The organism is Mangrovibacter phragmitis (genome assembly GCF_040429585.1).
Lineage (GTDB): Bacteria > Pseudomonadota > Gammaproteobacteria > Enterobacterales > Enterobacteriaceae > Mangrovibacter > Mangrovibacter phragmitis.
Map to the genome: position 1 here is coordinate 1,335,382 of NZ_CP134782.1, position 15,634 is coordinate 1,351,015.

Annotated in this window: 11 protein-coding genes and 1 pseudogene; 8 read left to right on the forward strand and 4 right to left on the reverse strand. The window is 50.4% G+C overall.

Features of this window, described 5'->3' with window-relative positions; genetic code table 11:
- The first annotated feature begins 219 nt into the window (after window positions 1–219).
- Window positions 220–1,731 carry an L-asparagine permease gene (gene ansP / locus MPHASIOC01_RS06345; protein ID WP_082917800.1) on the forward strand — a complete coding sequence of 504 codons (1,512 nt, stop codon included), beginning with the start codon at window positions 220–222 and terminating at the stop codon, window positions 1,729–1,731.
- Window positions 1,732–2,000: 269 nt separating this feature from the next.
- Window positions 2,001–4,139: a TonB-dependent receptor PqqU gene (pqqU, locus tag MPHASIOC01_RS06350; protein ID WP_064593684.1), complete on the forward strand. Its 2,139-nt coding sequence runs from the start codon at window positions 2,001–2,003 to the stop codon at window positions 4,137–4,139.
- Between the two features lie 131 nt (window positions 4,140–4,270).
- Here the strand turns inward: pqqU and MPHASIOC01_RS06355 are convergent, their stop codons facing one another.
- Together MPHASIOC01_RS06355 and MPHASIOC01_RS06360 are read right to left on the reverse strand one after the other, a co-directional pair.
- A complete protein-coding gene (locus MPHASIOC01_RS06355) occupies window positions 4,271–4,948 on the reverse strand; it encodes an FCD domain-containing protein (RefSeq protein WP_353614213.1) in 678 nt (225 codons plus the stop codon).
- Window positions 4,949–5,170: 222 nt separating this feature from the next.
- Window positions 5,171–5,743 (reverse strand): XRE family transcriptional regulator, encoded by a 573-nt coding sequence (locus MPHASIOC01_RS06360; protein WP_353614214.1) that lies wholly within the window; start codon window positions 5,741–5,743, stop codon window positions 5,171–5,173.
- A 48-nt stretch (window positions 5,744–5,791) separates the two neighbouring features.
- Here MPHASIOC01_RS06360 and MPHASIOC01_RS06365 point away from each other — a divergent pair, with 48 nt between their 5' ends.
- From MPHASIOC01_RS06365 to MPHASIOC01_RS06375, 3 genes are all read left to right on the forward strand, one after another.
- Window positions 5,792–6,313, forward strand: coding sequence for a GNAT family N-acetyltransferase (locus MPHASIOC01_RS06365; protein WP_064593690.1), 522 nt, complete (start codon window positions 5,792–5,794; stop codon window positions 6,311–6,313).
- On the forward strand, window positions 6,306–6,755 hold the full coding sequence (locus tag MPHASIOC01_RS06370) for a DMT family transporter (RefSeq protein WP_064593693.1): 450 nt from the start codon (window positions 6,306–6,308) through the stop codon (window positions 6,753–6,755). Before MPHASIOC01_RS06365 ends, MPHASIOC01_RS06370 begins: the two co-directional genes overlap by 8 nt.
- A gap of 109 nt (window positions 6,756–6,864) precedes the next feature.
- A complete protein-coding gene (locus MPHASIOC01_RS06375; protein WP_197499242.1) occupies window positions 6,865–7,011 on the forward strand; it encodes a hypothetical protein in 147 nt (48 codons plus the stop codon).
- 70 nt (window positions 7,012–7,081) lie between these two features.
- Here the strand turns inward: MPHASIOC01_RS06375 and MPHASIOC01_RS06380 are convergent, their stop codons facing one another.
- Window positions 7,082–7,339, reverse strand: a complete 258-nt coding sequence (locus tag MPHASIOC01_RS06380; RefSeq protein ID WP_064593695.1) for a DUF2526 family protein — start codon at window positions 7,337–7,339, stop codon at window positions 7,082–7,084.
- A gap of 186 nt (window positions 7,340–7,525) precedes the next feature.
- Here MPHASIOC01_RS06380 and MPHASIOC01_RS06385 point away from each other — a divergent pair.
- The 3 genes and pseudogenes from MPHASIOC01_RS06385 (at window position 7,526) to MPHASIOC01_RS06395 (ending at window position 14,111) form a co-directional block, all read left to right on the forward strand.
- A pseudogene (locus tag MPHASIOC01_RS06385) lies at window positions 7,526–8,955 on the forward strand (SrfA family protein).
- A gap of 3 nt (window positions 8,956–8,958) precedes the next feature.
- Entirely contained in the window at window positions 8,959–11,928 is a 2,970-nt protein-coding gene (locus MPHASIOC01_RS06390) for a virulence factor SrfB (RefSeq protein ID WP_064593697.1), read from the forward strand.
- Window positions 11,925–14,111, forward strand: coding sequence for a virulence factor SrfC family protein (locus tag MPHASIOC01_RS06395; protein WP_064593699.1), 2,187 nt, complete (start codon window positions 11,925–11,927; stop codon window positions 14,109–14,111). Before MPHASIOC01_RS06390 ends, MPHASIOC01_RS06395 begins: the two co-directional genes overlap by 4 nt.
- A 57-nt stretch (window positions 14,112–14,168) precedes the next feature.
- Here the strand turns inward: MPHASIOC01_RS06395 and MPHASIOC01_RS06400 are convergent, their stop codons facing one another.
- Complete coding sequence (locus MPHASIOC01_RS06400) at window positions 14,169–15,518, reverse strand: esterase-like activity of phytase family protein (protein WP_353614215.1); 1,350 nt, start codon at window positions 15,516–15,518, stop codon at window positions 14,169–14,171.
- Between the last annotated feature and the right edge of the window lie 116 nt (window positions 15,519–15,634).

The following is a 15,634-nucleotide window of genomic DNA, read 5'->3' on the forward strand; positions in this document are numbered from 1 at the left end:
AGATAAGCCAGACTTATAAAATTCTTACTTCTATGTTTTGCTTCATTAATGAATTGAGGGTAGGATTCTTCGTCATTTTTACACCCTTTTAGTCTAATAAATCCTAATGAAAGGGTAATAGCGGCGGATAATTCACCAGAAAAGGCAAACGATTGTCTCTGGTGAGTCAGAAGCCAGGCTTATCATTAATGAAAGTATTACAGACAGGATTGAGCAGGCATGAAAGCAACATCAAAGCACGCAGCGGAGCAACACGCTGCAAAACGCCGCTGGCTGAATTCACATGAAGCTGGCTATCACAAAGCGATGGGTAACCGCCAGGTGCAAATGATTGCTATTGGCGGTGCGATTGGCACTGGTTTGTTTTTAGGTGCAGGTGCGCGCCTTCAGGCCGCAGGGCCTGCGTTGGCACTGGTGTATTTAGTGTGCGGTATTTTCTCCTTCTTCATTCTGCGCGCACTGGGTGAATTAGTGTTACATCGCCCTTCCAGTGGGAGTTTTGTCTCTTACGCTCGTGAATTTCTTGGTGAGAAAGCGTCTTATGTCGCAGGCTGGATGTATTTTGTGAACTGGGCGATGACGGGCATTGTTGATATCACGGCCGTTGCATTGTACATGCATTACTGGGGTGCGTTTGGTGATGTTCCTCAATGGATTTTCGCTCTGGCGGCACTGGGTATTGTCGGCACCATGAACATGATTGGCGTGAAGTGGTTCGCTGAGATGGAGTTTTGGTTTGCTCTGGTTAAAGTGCTGGCGATTGTCCTGTTTCTGGTGATTGGTGTGGTCTTCCTTGGCAGCGGTAAACCGCTTGATGGTGGCGCTACGGGGTTCCATCTGATTACAGACAATGGTGGGATGTTCCCCCACGGTCTGTTGCCTGCACTGGTGCTGGTTCAGGGGGTTGTGTTTGCCTTTGCCTCTATTGAACTGGTGGGAACCGCGGCGGGTGAATGTAAAGACCCGGAAACCATGGTACCAAAAGCTATCAACAGCGTTATCTGGCGTATTGGCCTGTTCTATGTTGGTTCTGTGTTGCTGCTGGTACTGCTGTTACCCTGGAATGCTTACCAGGCCGGGCAGAGCCCGTTTGTGACCTTCTTTTCTAAACTGGGTGTGCCTTATGTAGGCAGTATCATGAATATCGTGGTGCTGACGGCAGCGCTTTCCAGCCTCAACTCTGGCCTGTATTCCACCGGGCGAATTCTGCGTTCTATGTCGATGGGCGGCTCTGCACCGCAGTTTATGTCACGGATGAGTAAGCACCATGTTCCTTTTGCCGGTATTTTGGTGACACTGTGTGTGTACGTTGTCGGCGTTTTCCTGAACTATTTAGTGCCTTCTCAAGTTTTTGAAATTGTACTGAATGTGGCATCGCTGGGGATTATTTCCAGTTGGGCATTTATTGTGGTTTGCCAGATGAAACTGCGCCAGGCTATTAAGCAAGGCAAAGCGAAAGATGTGAGCTTCAAACTGCCTGGTGCTCCTTTTACATCCTGGCTGACACTGCTGTTTTTATTCAGTGTACTGGTGCTGATGGCATTTGATTACCCTAACGGTACCTGGACGATTGCATCGATTCCGTTAATTGCAGTATTACTGGTTGCGGGCTGGTATGGGGTGCGTCACCGCGTACACCAGATTCACAGTGAGCTGGATTTTGATACCGGGTCAAAGGCGGATAAGACCGCTGAGTCTGCACCAAAAACACTCGTGCGTGACGCCGAGTAATACTCTGTTGTAAATCGGTATGTCATTGCCAGGGAAGGCATTGACAGATAAAGCATATTACCCCTGTCCTGTAGAGTTTGCTGTATAAAGACGCCTTTCCAATTTTCTCCCGCTGTGCCGTTCTCTTCGCAAACAATGCCCTGAAAATCGCGCTGGCTCAGGCTACGGCACGTAATAGCGGACTATTTTTCCTTTTCATGTATTTACAAAACATTTACCATATATTCACAATCATTGATGTAATTATCCATTGAAGTAACAGGCTATTTATGAAAATTTTTTCTGCCAGACAGATCGCTTGCTCTGTCTTGCTGATCCCCACGAGTGTTATTCCCCTGGCTGCAATAGCTGAACAAACCACCAATAACAGTGACGCGTCTTCAACCATGATTGTCACTGCCACACAGCTAACTCCATCAGAGCTGGATACACCAGCGGCGGTTACAGTGGTTAATGGTAATGATATTCGCCATGCCAAACCCAGGATAAACCTTTCTGAAAGCCTTGGTGAGGTTCCGGGGTTGCAAATCCTCAACCGGCAGAATTATGCGCAGGATTTACAACTGTCAATCCGTGGTTTTGGCGCGCGCTCTACCTACGGTGTGCGTGGTCTGCGAATTTATGAAGATGGTATTCCTTCAACGATGCCTGATGGCGAAGGCCAGACATCGAATATTGATTTAAGCAGCGTGAGCAGCATTACTGTTTTGCGTGGCCCGTTTTCAGCACTTTATGGTAGTTCCTCTGGCGGGGTTATAGATATTCAGAGCCAAAAAGGGAAACAACCCCCTGAAATTGAAGCCAGCAGCTACTTCGGTAGTTATGGAACCTGGCGTTATGGCCTGAAAGCCACAGGCGCAACGGGTGATGGTACTCACAGTGGTGATGTTGATTACACTGTTTCAACTCAGCGTATGACCACCAAAGGCTACCGTGACCATAGCGGCGCGCGTAAAAACCTGGCCAACGCACGGCTTGGCGTGCGCCTTAATGATGTCAGCAAACTGACGTTATTGTTTAACAGTGTGGATATTAAAGCCAATGATCCTGGCGGGCTGAGCCGGTCGGAATGGCGCAGCGCCCCGCGCCAGTCTCCGCGGGGAGATCAGTACAATACCCGTAAAACCGTAAAACAAACCCAGGCCGGGCTGCGGTATGACAGGCAACTGAGCCTGAATGACGACCTGAGTGTCATGATGTATGCCGGGCAACGGGATATGACACAGTACCAGTCCATTCCTTATACACCGCAACTGAAGCCTACACATGCAGGCGGTGTTATTGATTTAACCCGTGAATACCAGGGCGTTGACACCCGCTGGACACACCGTGGTAATGCCGGGCCAGTTCCCTTCAACGTAACGACCGGGCTGGATTACGAGAACATGCAGGAACATCGTAAAGGATACGAAAATTTCCATATGGTGGATGGCTCTGCGGTTTATGGCGAGAAAGGTGCATTGCGGCGCGACGAACGTAACCTGATGTGGAACCTTGACCCCTATATCCAGACACACTGGCAGTTGCTCGATAAACTCAGCCTGGATGCGGGGCTGCGTTACAGTAATGTCTGGTTTGACTCCAATGATCATTATATTACCGCTGATAATGGTGATGGTAGCGGCGATACCAATTACCATAAATGGCTGCCAGTTGGCTCGCTAAATTACGCCGTCACAGATGCATGGAATGTGTATTTGTCTGCGGGTCGCGGATTCGAAACACCAACTATCACTGAACTTTCTTACCGTAATGATGGTGCTCCAGGGCTGAATTTTAATCTGAAGCCATCAACCAGTAAAACCATTGAACTGGGCAGTAAAACGCGCATTGGCTATGGGTTACTCAGTGCCGCCATTTTCCAGACTGAAACCGACAATGAAATTGTTGTGGACAGTAGTGCCGGTGGCCGTACCACCTACAAGAATGCTGGTGAAACACGCCGTCGCGGTGTTGAACTGGGGCTTGATGAACAATTTGCTGACAACTGGAAGATGAAACTTGCCTGGACCTGGCTGGATGCCACCTACCAGTCAAATGTGTGCAGTGACAGTAACTGTAATGGTAACCGCATTCCGGGAATTGCCCGCAATAACGTCTGGGCCTCTCTGGGCTGGGAACCGGAAGAGGGTTGGTACGCAAGTGGTGATATTCATTACCTGAGCAGTATTATGGCAGACGATGAAAACACCGCAAAAGTGCCCTCATGGACGACTGTTGGGCTAACCAGCGGCTACAAGTTCCGTTACAGCAACATGCTGGTTGATGCCTATACCCGCGTCGATAACCTGTTTGATAAACAGTATGTGGGTTCAGTGATTGTCAACGAAAGCAATGGGCGTTATTACGAACCGGCGCCTGGCCGTAATTATGGTGTAGGCTTGTCAGTTACCTGGCAATTTCAGTAAGTTCTGAACGTACTTCAAACAGGGACGGTGAGGAATTCTTACCATCCCTGTTTTTTTATCCTGGTTAAACAGGCCACATTATTTCACGCCTGCGTTATTATTGTTTGCCTATTATCTCACCGTGCTGATTTTTACGACTGTGCTTCAGCATTAAAAAAGTGAGTCATTGCCAGTTGGTTACTGTGTTCTATTGCTAAAATCAGTTCATGCTGTGCTTTGGCAACATCTTTATTTTTTATCGCTTCCAGCAGTGCGTCGTAATTGTGGCGGTTCTGAGTAATATGTTCAGGCATCTGGCGCAAAAAATGAAAACACGGACCAACGCGGATCCACAACTGCTCTATCATTCCCAGCAGTAGTGGCAACTGAGCCCGCTCATATAATGTAAAACGAAACTCTCGCTGTGCCTGAAGAGCGCTGTGAGCATCTCCTTTATCGCGGGCCGTATTAAACATTTCGCTAAGCTCGGCCAATTGCGCCATATTTCCCAGTGGTTGGTGCTCAATGAGACGCTGAAGTGCCACCCCTTCCAACTCCTTTCTAATCAGGGTGATTTCTTCGAATTGTGACCGGGTGATTTTAGGCACAGTAAATGCCTGTGCGGGCGCAATACATAGCGCCCCTTCTGCGACCAGGCGTAATACTGCCTCGCGGACCGGGGTAATACTGACATGCATTTCTTCTGCAATATCGCGTGTATTAAGACGCTCGCCAGGTGCCATTTGTGCAGCAATAAGCGCGTGTTTAAGACGTAACTCAACCTGCATAGTTAAACTCAGGTGTTGTGCATTGTGCAAATCCAGCATCATTCTCTCCCTGTTATGGACACATAAAAACCCTCCCGGGCCAATAGAGCGCGGGATGAGGCACGTATTGCGTGAGTGTCTAAATAAAATAAACAACCAAGAAGCGTATTTTTATTCGTTATAAATATGTGCAACCTAATAAATCATACTATAACGGCATCGAGTTTGGATGACTTTAGGAACAATACGCAATTTCACTTTTTTTAAGTCAAATTATTACAATTCTCAGGAGGGCTGATTGAGCCTGACAACAATATATATGCAGGCGTTATCTGATTCGTTGCGAAATTCACAGTCATTCGGTGGCCCCAGCTCAAGGCAGTCTCCCTGCGCCATTTCATGGCGCAGGTCACCTTCAACAAACACCAGTTCGCCCTGGTGTACCCACAATAACTGGCGAGCCAGTGCCCAGGCTGCGGCTGGCATCGGAACATGCTGATGAGCTGGCAATTCAACCTGCACCAGGTCAACTGGCATATCGCTGCGTGGCGAAAGATGACGTCTGATATAGCCAGTTTGTGGATCCTGCCACACGGGTTGTTGCCCATGGCGGAGTAAGCGCCCGGACGCCATTTCCGCACGGGCAATTAGCGTGGACATACTTATTCCCAACGCCCCGGAGAGCCTTGCGAGCAGTGTTGCCGTAGGGCTACTTTCACCCCGCTCCAGTTTGTGAATCATCGCCCGAGAAACCCCTGCTTTCTCCGCCAGTTCACTCACAGACCAGCCGCGAGATTCACGTTCTATTCGAATCCGCTGACAGATTCGTTGATTTAAGTTGTCTATTATATTATTCATATAGTCCATTATAGTGACGCTTTTGAAAAATATCACCAGGAGTGATGTATGCGTATTCGTCAGGGGACAGAGGCAGACTGCGAGGCTATTGCTGAAATCTATAACCACGCAGTAAAACATACCGCGGCAATATGGAACGACAAAACAGTAGATACAGAAAACCGAATTAACTGGTTACATCAGCGCCAGGATAAGGGTTTTCCGGTACGGGTCGCTGAAGAAAATGGGACTGTTATCGGTTACGCCTCATATGGAGACTGGCGGCCATTTGAGGGCTTTCGCCACAGTGTTGAACATTCTGTCTATGTTCACCCCAGCCATGGCAGAAAAGGTATCGGGCGCGCCCTGTTAGGGGATTTGATTGATATTGCCCGCAATAAAGGAGTGCATGTCATGGTGGCAGCGATTGAATCACAGAACATGGCATCACTCCATCTCCATGAACAACTCGGCTTCGTGGTGACCGGGAAAATGCCCCAGGTAGGCACCAAATTTGGTCGCTGGCTGGATTTAACCTTTATGCAGTTGCAACTGGATACGCGCACTGACCCGGACAGCCTCCATGAGTAACCCGCTTACCCTGCTCTGCCTGGTGTTGGCTGGCGTCGGGTTAGTTATCCAGAACACGTTGATGGTGCGTATAACGCAGTCCTCCTCAAGTGTACTGATTGCCATGCTGCTTAATTCATTGGTAGGTATTGTGCTGTTTTGCGCTTTTCTGCTTGCCCGCAATGGTACTGGCGGTTTTGTTGAACTGGCACGCAGCATCCACTGGTGGACTGTTATTCCCGGGTTACTGGGTTCATTTTTTGTTTTTGCCAGCATTCAGGGTTACCAGTTTCTGGGGGCGGCCACTACCATTGCGGTGCTGGTTGCCAGCCAGCTTATCGGTGGCCTGGTGATGGATATTATGCGCAGTGGTGGTGTCAGTGTTCGGGCATTAGTCAGCCCATTATGTGGTGCCATTTTGCTTATTATCGGTGCCTGGCTGGTTGCGCGTCGCGAATTCTGAATTTAATACCTGCATGACTTTCTCCACAGATTCTTCATTTTTTAACCATCTCACTCTGGCAAAGTGCCCTTCCTGCACATCGTGTTCTGGGTTGTATGAGAAGGTTGCTATGAAAAAGAGTGTGATGATTTTATGTGCGGCACTGGCGATTGCCAGTCTGACTGGTTGTGTACCCTGGTGGGGACCAGGCCCCGGCGGTCATGGTGGAGGTGGCGGCGGAGGCCCAGGAATGATGGGTGGAGGCCCCCGCGGTTAACCGTTGTTTCACTCGGTGAACAAGGCATTCAGCGTATAAACGTCTTCGCAAGGAGACGTTTTGATTGCCCCTACGGCTGTTTATTCACCGGAATTTCGCCACCTTCGCGTAAATGCATGCTCCGTTCATCATGCGTGCCCTGATCTTCTTTATGGCGTTGACCATGGTGGGCAATAGTAATACGCAGCCGTTGTTGCTGCTCGTACCTGAACTCACGCGTCAATTCGCCGTTATTGCTCAATTCAACCAGTAATTCATTCATCGGAATGATTTGATTAGAACGAATCGCCTCGTCCACCTGGGCAATGATAGTTTCCTGATTTGACATGTTCACCTCCTGTTTTAAATATAAGAGTACCGTGCTCAGCCAGCAACTGTATTATCTGTCTGCCCTGATGCTTACCTGTTAAAATTTGTTTTAGTCACTTTTTTTACGGCTCGTCAAGCAGTTAGCAGAAAAGTGAAAGCGCTTTTTCTGTTTTAGTCAAGAAAAAGCCACTGTATTAATAGCGCGATGATTTGCCCCTTTTGCCCTCTCTTCTGCCGTTTAGCTTCCCTAAGTGCAATTTATAGTAAAAGCGTGAAGATAGCTTTTGAGACCAAAACTGTGGCAAAAACACTATTACGAAGCGGTTTTCTTGATGATTTTCTGGCTCTTGGTGAGAATGGACAGCCTGTATTTGATTCCGCCCGGCAAATTCGTGAAACCTTGCGTTTGCGTCGCCTGCAGGTTGTTGCAGACAGCCTGGCTATCCCCCAACTTAATGATGATGGTGACCGGGTGGACTGGTATGCCAGCTTTTCGGGAAAAGTCACCACCTGGAGCAGTGCCAGCGACGGGCAGCGCAAACAAGCATTAAAAACGCTGGAAAAGTACGTTGATAATATCACCACTTTGAGCCAGCGCTGTTTACAGTCCGGGAATGCGTCGATTCAGTTATTTGGCCATTGCTGGCCAAGGCTGTGCATTTCCCTGGAGCAAACCATTTATTTCTGGTCGATGACAAACCCGTCATTACTTTCTGGGGTTTTTTACAACTCAACCAGGATATGCAGGATGATGTGCTGGCGTGTTTACGCCATCAGGAGCCAGTCATTCCAGTAGTAATCGCGAGCCCTGAGCCCGAGTCTGGAGAACCCGCACCGCTACCAGAACAACCGACGATAAGTTCTCCCGATGAGCCGTTACTGTATAGTAAGCCTAAACAGGCTGCGCCCAGCGTGGAAGCAATCAATGCGGTATATGCGGAGCAACTTGACGCGCCTGAAGAGACACCTGTAACGCCAGCAATCTCTGCCTCCGCAGCGGTGAAAAAGAGTCCGGCATGGCTTTTGCCCGCGGCCGCAGCCGTGGTTGTGGCGATTGCAGTACCTGCGGTTTGGTGGGGAGTGAGCCAGCATAGTGAACCAGTACAGACCAGTGCTCTGCAACCCGTGCAGCCAGTTGCACCCAAAGTAGTCATAGCGCCGTTAACTATGAATCTGCCTGTTGCAAGGGCAACCGTTGTGGCACCTCCGCCTCCGCCTCCATCGTTGCCTGAGACTAAACCAGTCGCACCGCCGAAAAATGCCCTTGAAATGCCGGTGACGGATGTGCGGATGGGAACCACACGTTTCCTCAATGGTAACTGGCGGGTAGTGGTGAAACCACTAAAAGGACTGGATGTGCCTGAGGTTATGCATTACCAGATCCAAAAAAATAAAGGGAGCGTGCGTTTTAACCCTGAGAAGAATGTGACCTGCCGTGCGGAAATTTTTTCTGGTTTACTGAAAACCGGCCAGTTGATGATTAAACCGCGTGGTAGTGCACGGTGCAGTAATGGCAACCGTTATCCCATGCCGGAAATTGCCTGTGAACAGGGTGAAAACAACATCGCTGTTTGTAGTGCGAATTACAGTGAGCATCCGGCAACGCCTGTAACGTTAATTAAAGTGAGTAAGTAACCCATGCTGGCACCCCTGAGTGATTACAAACAAAGCGTCACGCTGATTCAGAATAGCGGTGTGCAGTTTCTGGATTTTGGTGTAACGCCTTTTGATATGCCCAACCAGGGCTGTTTTGTCCGGAAAACAGCAAACGGGCCTTTGCTACGCCTTGATTACGATATTATCCCCGGGAAATACAGCCTGCCCACCCTTGATGCCAGTGCGCCAGAAGTGGTAAAGCCGGAAGTGACTCAGCCACTCAGCCAGTCACTACAAATGATGGATGGCGTATGGCTGCCAGTCCCATTTCTACGTTTCAACCCGCCCCGTACTTTCGTGGGTGGCCCGGACAATTGGGCCAGAGTCCAGATTCGTCAGTTGGCATCACCAGACAGCAAAGGCAATACTCACCGTATTGTTGTCGCTTTTGATACTCAACTGGCAGAAGATGAACATAGCGGTGGCCTGGCGCCGCTGCAAAGTGATGTGCGCAATGGCACGCGGTTTACCCTTGCGTGGCAAAACCAGGATGTAGCTGAATTTCTGGACCAAACCTGGGTCGATGGCTGGTTACGTGAAGTTTTCACCCAGTACGCTACTCGCGAACAGGGGCGCAGCGAAGAAGATATTACTCGTGCGATGAAGTTGTTTGAGTACCAGGCTCACTGGATGAATGTGCTCACCCTGCTGAGCTCACTCAATATTCCTGAAGTGAAAATTGTTGGTGAAACCCTGCAAACCCCGGCAATCCCCGTTGATTTGGTTCTTGATGTCGGTAATACGCACACCTGTGGAGTGCTGATTGAAGACCATGGGCCGACAAACGACGGCTTGCGCCAGACAATGGCATTACAGATTCGTAATTTAAGTGAGCCGCAGTACCTGAATGCCCTGATGTTTACCAGCCGGATGGAGTTTAATGAAGCGCGGTTTGGTAAAACCCACTTTTCCGTAGAAAGTGGCCGCGATGAAGCCTTTATGTGGCCTGCTATTGTACGCGTAGGCGATGAAGCCCGTAATCTTGCAATAGCGCGCCGCGGCACCGAAGGTAACAGCGGCATATCCAGCCCGCGTCGTTACCTGTGGGATGAAACACCAGGTAATGAAGAATGGCGTTTTAGTCAGTTTAATACCCATACCCAGCGAGAGCCTCTGGCAACGGCCTGGCCGTTAATGAACCTGATGAATGATGAAGGGCAACCACTGTATCAGTTGCCACCAGATGAACGACTGCCTGTGTTCTCTCCTCATTACACCCGTAGTTCATTGATGATGCATATGCTGTGTGAGTTGTTGATGCAGGCGCTGGCCCAGATTAATAGTGTTTCCAGCCGTCTTGCTCAGGGCTACCCCACTTCACCACGCCAGTTAAGAACACTGATTCTGACGTTACCATCGGCGATGCCGAAACAAGAGAAGGCTATTTTTCGCCAGAGAATGGAAGATGCGATTGCCGTTATCTGGAAGGCGCTGGGCTGGCATCCGGCCGATGACGATTTCTCTCGCCCGGCGGAGCGCCAGCGCACTGTTGTACCTGTTCCGGCAATTCACCTTGACTGGGATGAAGCCAGTTGTGGCCAGTTAGTCTGGTTATATAACGAAGCCATGATGAAATTTGCTGGCAAAACGGATCAGTTTTTCTCAACACTTGCCCGTAAAGACCGACTGGCAGACGATGAACAACCCGGACGGGCAATTCGTGTGGCAACCATTGACATTGGTGGCGGCACAACCGATATGGCAATTACCCGCTATCAACTGGATGAAGGCACTGGCAGCAATGTTAAAATCGCTCCAACATTACTGTTCCGCGAAGGGTTTAAAATTGCCGGGGATGATATTCTGCTTGATGTGATCCAACTGGCAATTTTACCCGCCCTTGAGCAGGCTTTTCAGCAAGCCGGAGTGGTAGATGCATCAGGTCTTATGGGGCATCTGTTTGGTGAGTCCGGGCGGATGGATACCCAGGGAATATTACGCCAGCAAGCCGCTCTCCAGCTGTTTATGCCGCTGGGCCATAAATTGTTGAGTGCCTGGGAAGAGCAGGATCCCAGCGACCCACAATCCGGGGTTTACACTACCTTTGGCGATTTACTGGCAGTACCGCCCGGCGAAAATGTGCTCCATTACATTCATAAAGCCGTTCAGGGTGCATTACCTCCCCAGAGTGATGCGTTTAACCTGATGTCAGTGCCCCTTGATGTGCCATTTTCCCTGCTTCACGATGCCATGATGGCGGGAAAATTCCGCATAACCGCCCCGCTGCATGCGCTGTGTGAAGCCGTATCTCACTATTGTTGTGATGTACTGTTAATTACCGGCAGGCCTGGCTGCCTGCCTGGGATTCAGGCACTTATTCGTTACCTGCAACCGGTGCCAGTCAACCGCCTGGTGTGGCTGGAAAACTACCCGGTTCATGAATGGTACCCATTCAGTGAACAAGGACGAATTGGCAACCCTAAATCTACTGCCGCTATTGGGGCGATGCTGTGTAGCCTGGCTCTGGATTTGCGTCTGCCGGGTTTCAACTTCAAAGCGGCGGATATCAAAGCATACTCAACTATTCGCCACCTGGGGGTACTGGACAGCAACAACATGCTGAGCGATGACAATGTCTGGTATCAGGATATTGATCTGGATAATCCGGGTGAGAAACTTGCTGTTAAGGTAAGTTTCCCCTTGCGCGGAAATGTGACGCTGGGTTTCCGGCAACTGGATAACGCCCGCTGGCCCGCCACACCGCTGTATACCTTATCGATTGACGATGCCGGGCTGTCTCGCGCTATTGCCGGTGATGGTGTACTGAATGTTCGCCTGCAACTCCAGACTCACGGCGGTGATACGCCTCTGTCGTTTGAACTGGCAGACGCATGGTTACAGGACGGGCGCAAAGTGCCATTGTCGCAGTTAAGCCTGAAACTCAATACGCTGGCTTACCGGCAAAACAGCGCAAATTATTACTGGATTGATAGCGGGAGCGTCTACGCATGAGCCGTAAAATCACTACTGCGGATACGCTGGCCGCACTGATTAACTGGGTTGAAAAATACCGCACGCAAGCCAGTATACTGGATGAAGATGGAGACCGTCTGTGCCAGCATGTTCAGGCAAAACAATTCAGGCTTAGCCAGCTCGAACAATCTCTTGAATCCTCACCTACTCTTGGGATTTACGGACAAGGCTATGAGGCAAAATCCTGGTTGTTACGTACTCTGACTGACAGCCCTGACGGGCGCGTACAAGTGAGTGCCCAGGGGCGAACTATTGATTACTTAAGCCACATCCAGCCAGGGCACACTGCGCCTACTATGGCAGTGCGCTTCACTGCGCAACCGCAAACCACCGCCAAAGGTTACCCGGTTACTCTACGGTTGCTGAGCGAAATCGCGTTGGTTGCACTGTTTATGAGCCATTATCACCATCAACCAGGCTTACAGGCATTGCCATCTGCCCGCCTGCAAAACCGGTTACAGCAGGCAGCCTTACGCCGCCAGCCGGGTATACAACCAACCGTAAATCCACAAGAAGTCAGTTTGCTGGCCCGTCACTGGGCTCAACTTCCGGCACGTAAAACCTGGCAAATTGATGATGCTGACTGGTTCCGTATAGCCAGGTTGTTGCCAGAGCTTGGCCTGGATGATCGCCAGAGCCTGTATAGTTTGTTTTGGGGAGATAACCCGGAGCTGACCACTCAATGGCGTACCCTGGCCGATGCACTGGCGCGTCTTAATGGCGCGCGAGCTGTTTGTGCACCGCTGGACCTCCTGGTGGATGCATTCTCACTGCCCACCGAGAATTTTCTCTGCCCTGCCGAGTTTGCTCATGACCAGGACCAGGGCGATGTAATTGTTTGCCCGGTACAGCTTAACCGTGTTGAAGGCCAGGTCAGTATTGCGCTCTCTTCCCTGGCGCTACTGTGTTATGAGGTGGTGTTTACCCTGGCGGCAGCGCCAGCACTCGATGGCGTTGATCTGTTGGATCTCCCGCCCTATGGTGTGCCTGATTCCTTACAAAAAACACGGGCTCTGATACTGCCCGATTTATATGCCTGGCAGGCCAGCCCCGATTTACTGCTGATAAACCAGGCGGTTTCTTCCCGTCAGGATATCTACCCAGTCAGTCAGCTGCTGAAACGTTGGCAACAGGCCACACAGGCAGTGGCTGAAAATGGCGATAATCTGCCAGGTATGGCCTGGGTTATCACGCCATTTGATGGCCGCCAAAGCGGGCAAACTCCCCTTGACGATGGTTTGCAGCGCCTGTGTGGTAAACCCGGAGTTGACTGGGGAACATTGCAGGCACTGGATGAACATAACCTGTCGCGCCTCAAACACTGGCTGCAGGATGCACTGACCCAGGAACGCCATCAGTTACGTCTGGCATCCCTGACTGCCCGGTTATGCGCAGAAACCTGTTTGCTATTTTCACCTTATGCAGCAACTGAACAGGCCGACCCGGAGCAAGCCAAATCTCTTGCCAGCCAGCTGGTGCGGACATTACAACGCCAGGCACAGCATCATGGCGAAATTATTAGTGGATTGTTACCCCCTGCCGGGTTAACGGAGAGTCTGAACAACGACCAGAAGCAACCTGCTCTGAGTACGCTGCCTATCTTTGATCCTGGCCTTGATTTGTTCAGTGATGAACCAGCAACGGCAGAAAGTGACAGCACTCCCGTACTGCCTGCCGGTCAGGTGTTATTTCTTCAATGGGTGCGCCATGTTCGCCAGTGGGCAGGAAAACCCGAAACCGTAACCTGCACCGGCCTTAGCGCTGACGAGTTGCAGTTGCTGGCCGATATTATTATCACCACCAGCTACCGTACCGGGCTCCGGGATAAACTGGACAAGCTGTCTGCAAATGCCGTGGCAGGCTATGCCACATTGGGGGATTTCATTACCTGGCTGGGATACAGTGAAATACCTGTTGAACAGCGCCCTCAGAGCCGGGTCAATCGTGGTAAAGGTATTTTCGCACCCCATATACAAACTGGCGGAGCGGTGCGCCTGACCCGGCTGGGTGAACAACCGGCCCACGCAGCAACGCATTATGTGTATGACTGGCTGGTAGCCTTGTACCAGTGTGCGCTGGACAACAGGGATTATGTTCGCCCCGGCGACCTGAATAAAACACAACGTAAATCACTGGTCACACTGATTTCACGGCTCGCTTAGACGAAAACCGTTTCCCTGCACTTGCGGGGAAACGGGGATTAATCTTCTGAATAACCTTTACTTGACAGGTTTCGCCAGGTGAATGACCCAAAGTTCGCTAAGAGACGCCGGTGGGTTGAGCGCTGACAGCACGACTGTACTGGTCACCGGTTGCCCATTGTAGGTAAGGTTGCCTTTGCCATCCGCCTGGTAGTCATCCAGCTTTTTGGCTCCATCTACAGGGTGAGCCAGTGACGATGTCAGGCCGAAGTCATTGTCATTGGTTACTGCCAGCGTACGGTTGTCGATGAGTGCCAAACCTTCAGCTTTTTCCTGCTGCCAGCCCAATTGGGGTAAATCGACAATTTCAGTCTTTGTCGCCAGCTTAATACCACGCTTTTTTAATGCTTCTGGCGTGTTAAATTCCGGTGCTGTCTGGCTATCAAATGGCGTTAAGTCTGTTGCATGGCGCAAGTCAACTTTGTAGATACGGTTATGCATCACTTTGTCTTTATCTTTACCTTGCTCAATCAGCAACACTTCATGGTTGTTCAGTGCCACAACATCACCAATTTTCGCATCAGATGCTTTTTTATAGTGTGTATCAATTGGGTAGCCATACATTGCTGTTTTACCCGTCGCCGGGTCGAGCACAACCAGACGAGTAAAGGTCGCTTTATTTTTACTTTTCCCGTCTATATTCAGTGTGCTTTGTACTGCGCCAAGAATTTTGCCGTCAGGCAGGCGGGTTACACCTTCAAAACCGCGGTTTGGCTGGCGCCACTTGATAATGGCTGGTAACCCCCGGGCCACACTTTGCTCGCCTGCGGCAGGTTCCGGGCCATATTTGGCCAGGACTTTCCCTTCGCCATCGACATGAATCAGGAACGGACCATATTCATCGCATAGCCAGAATCCACCTTTACCGTCTGGCGTAATACCTTCAGTATCCAGACCTCTCGGGTCTGAGCTCAGTGTTTTCAGTTCGCTGTTGAGGGCGACTTCATTGGTAGAACCGACCATTCCTTGTGGCAGAGGCAGACCGGAGATATTTCCTTTGTCATCATGGATGGGGCGTTCTTCAGACGCCAGTGCGTTATTCCCCGACACGCGAATTGTCATAATAAATGGTGTGAAATCTGGAGAGGCGAAAATTTTCGATGCCTTCTCCCCCACATCCGGCGAATCGGCATTGGGGCCGCGGTCTGTTACCGTGGCAAACGTCAGCTCGCCATGTTGTTTGCCGGTAAAGGTCAGCCCGGAACCCACACCCGGTGGCAAGCCATTAGGGAAAGTATGCTGTAGCGCCTGGCTCACAGCAACGCGTTCCCCTCCTGGGAAGCTTACGACATAGCGGTCAACCTGAAGTTGTGCCGCCAGAGAACAGAAAGGAATAAATCCGGCCAATAGCAGTGGTTTGAATCCCATGAGGTTATCCATTTTGGTTGTTTTGTGAAGGATTTATCTAAGCGGGCATATGTGACAGCACAATGACAATGACAATGACAGATTAACCCTAAGCAAACCTGGCCTGGCAGATAAGG

Bases quoted from the DNA above. Each gene is read 5' to 3' on its own strand.
- MPHASIOC01_RS06395 (WP_064593699.1), top strand. From the start codon at position 11,925: ATGAGCCGTAAAATCACTACTGCGGATACGCTGGCCGCACTGATTAAC.
- MPHASIOC01_RS06355 (WP_353614213.1), bottom strand. From the start codon at position 4,948: ATGATGCTGGATTTGCACAATGCACAACACCTGAGTTTAACTATGCAG.
- MPHASIOC01_RS06370 (WP_064593693.1), top strand. From the start codon at position 6,306: ATGAGTAACCCGCTTACCCTGCTCTGCCTGGTGTTGGCTGGCGTCGGG.
- MPHASIOC01_RS06360 (WP_353614214.1), bottom strand. From the start codon at position 5,743: ATGAATAATATAATAGACAACTTAAATCAACGAATCTGTCAGCGGATT.
- pqqU (WP_064593684.1), top strand. From the start codon at position 2,001: ATGAAAATTTTTTCTGCCAGACAGATCGCTTGCTCTGTCTTGCTGATC.
- MPHASIOC01_RS06365 (WP_064593690.1), top strand. From the start codon at position 5,792: ATGCGTATTCGTCAGGGGACAGAGGCAGACTGCGAGGCTATTGCTGAA.
- MPHASIOC01_RS06380 (WP_064593695.1), bottom strand. From the start codon at position 7,339: ATGTCAAATCAGGAAACTATCATTGCCCAGGTGGACGAGGCGATTCGT.
- MPHASIOC01_RS06400 (WP_353614215.1), bottom strand. From the start codon at position 15,518: ATGGGATTCAAACCACTGCTATTGGCCGGATTTATTCCTTTCTGTTCT.
- MPHASIOC01_RS06375 (WP_197499242.1), top strand. From the start codon at position 6,865: ATGAAAAAGAGTGTGATGATTTTATGTGCGGCACTGGCGATTGCCAGT.
- MPHASIOC01_RS06390 (WP_064593697.1), top strand. From the start codon at position 8,959: ATGCTGGCACCCCTGAGTGATTACAAACAAAGCGTCACGCTGATTCAG.
- ansP (WP_082917800.1), top strand. From the start codon at position 220: ATGAAAGCAACATCAAAGCACGCAGCGGAGCAACACGCTGCAAAACGC.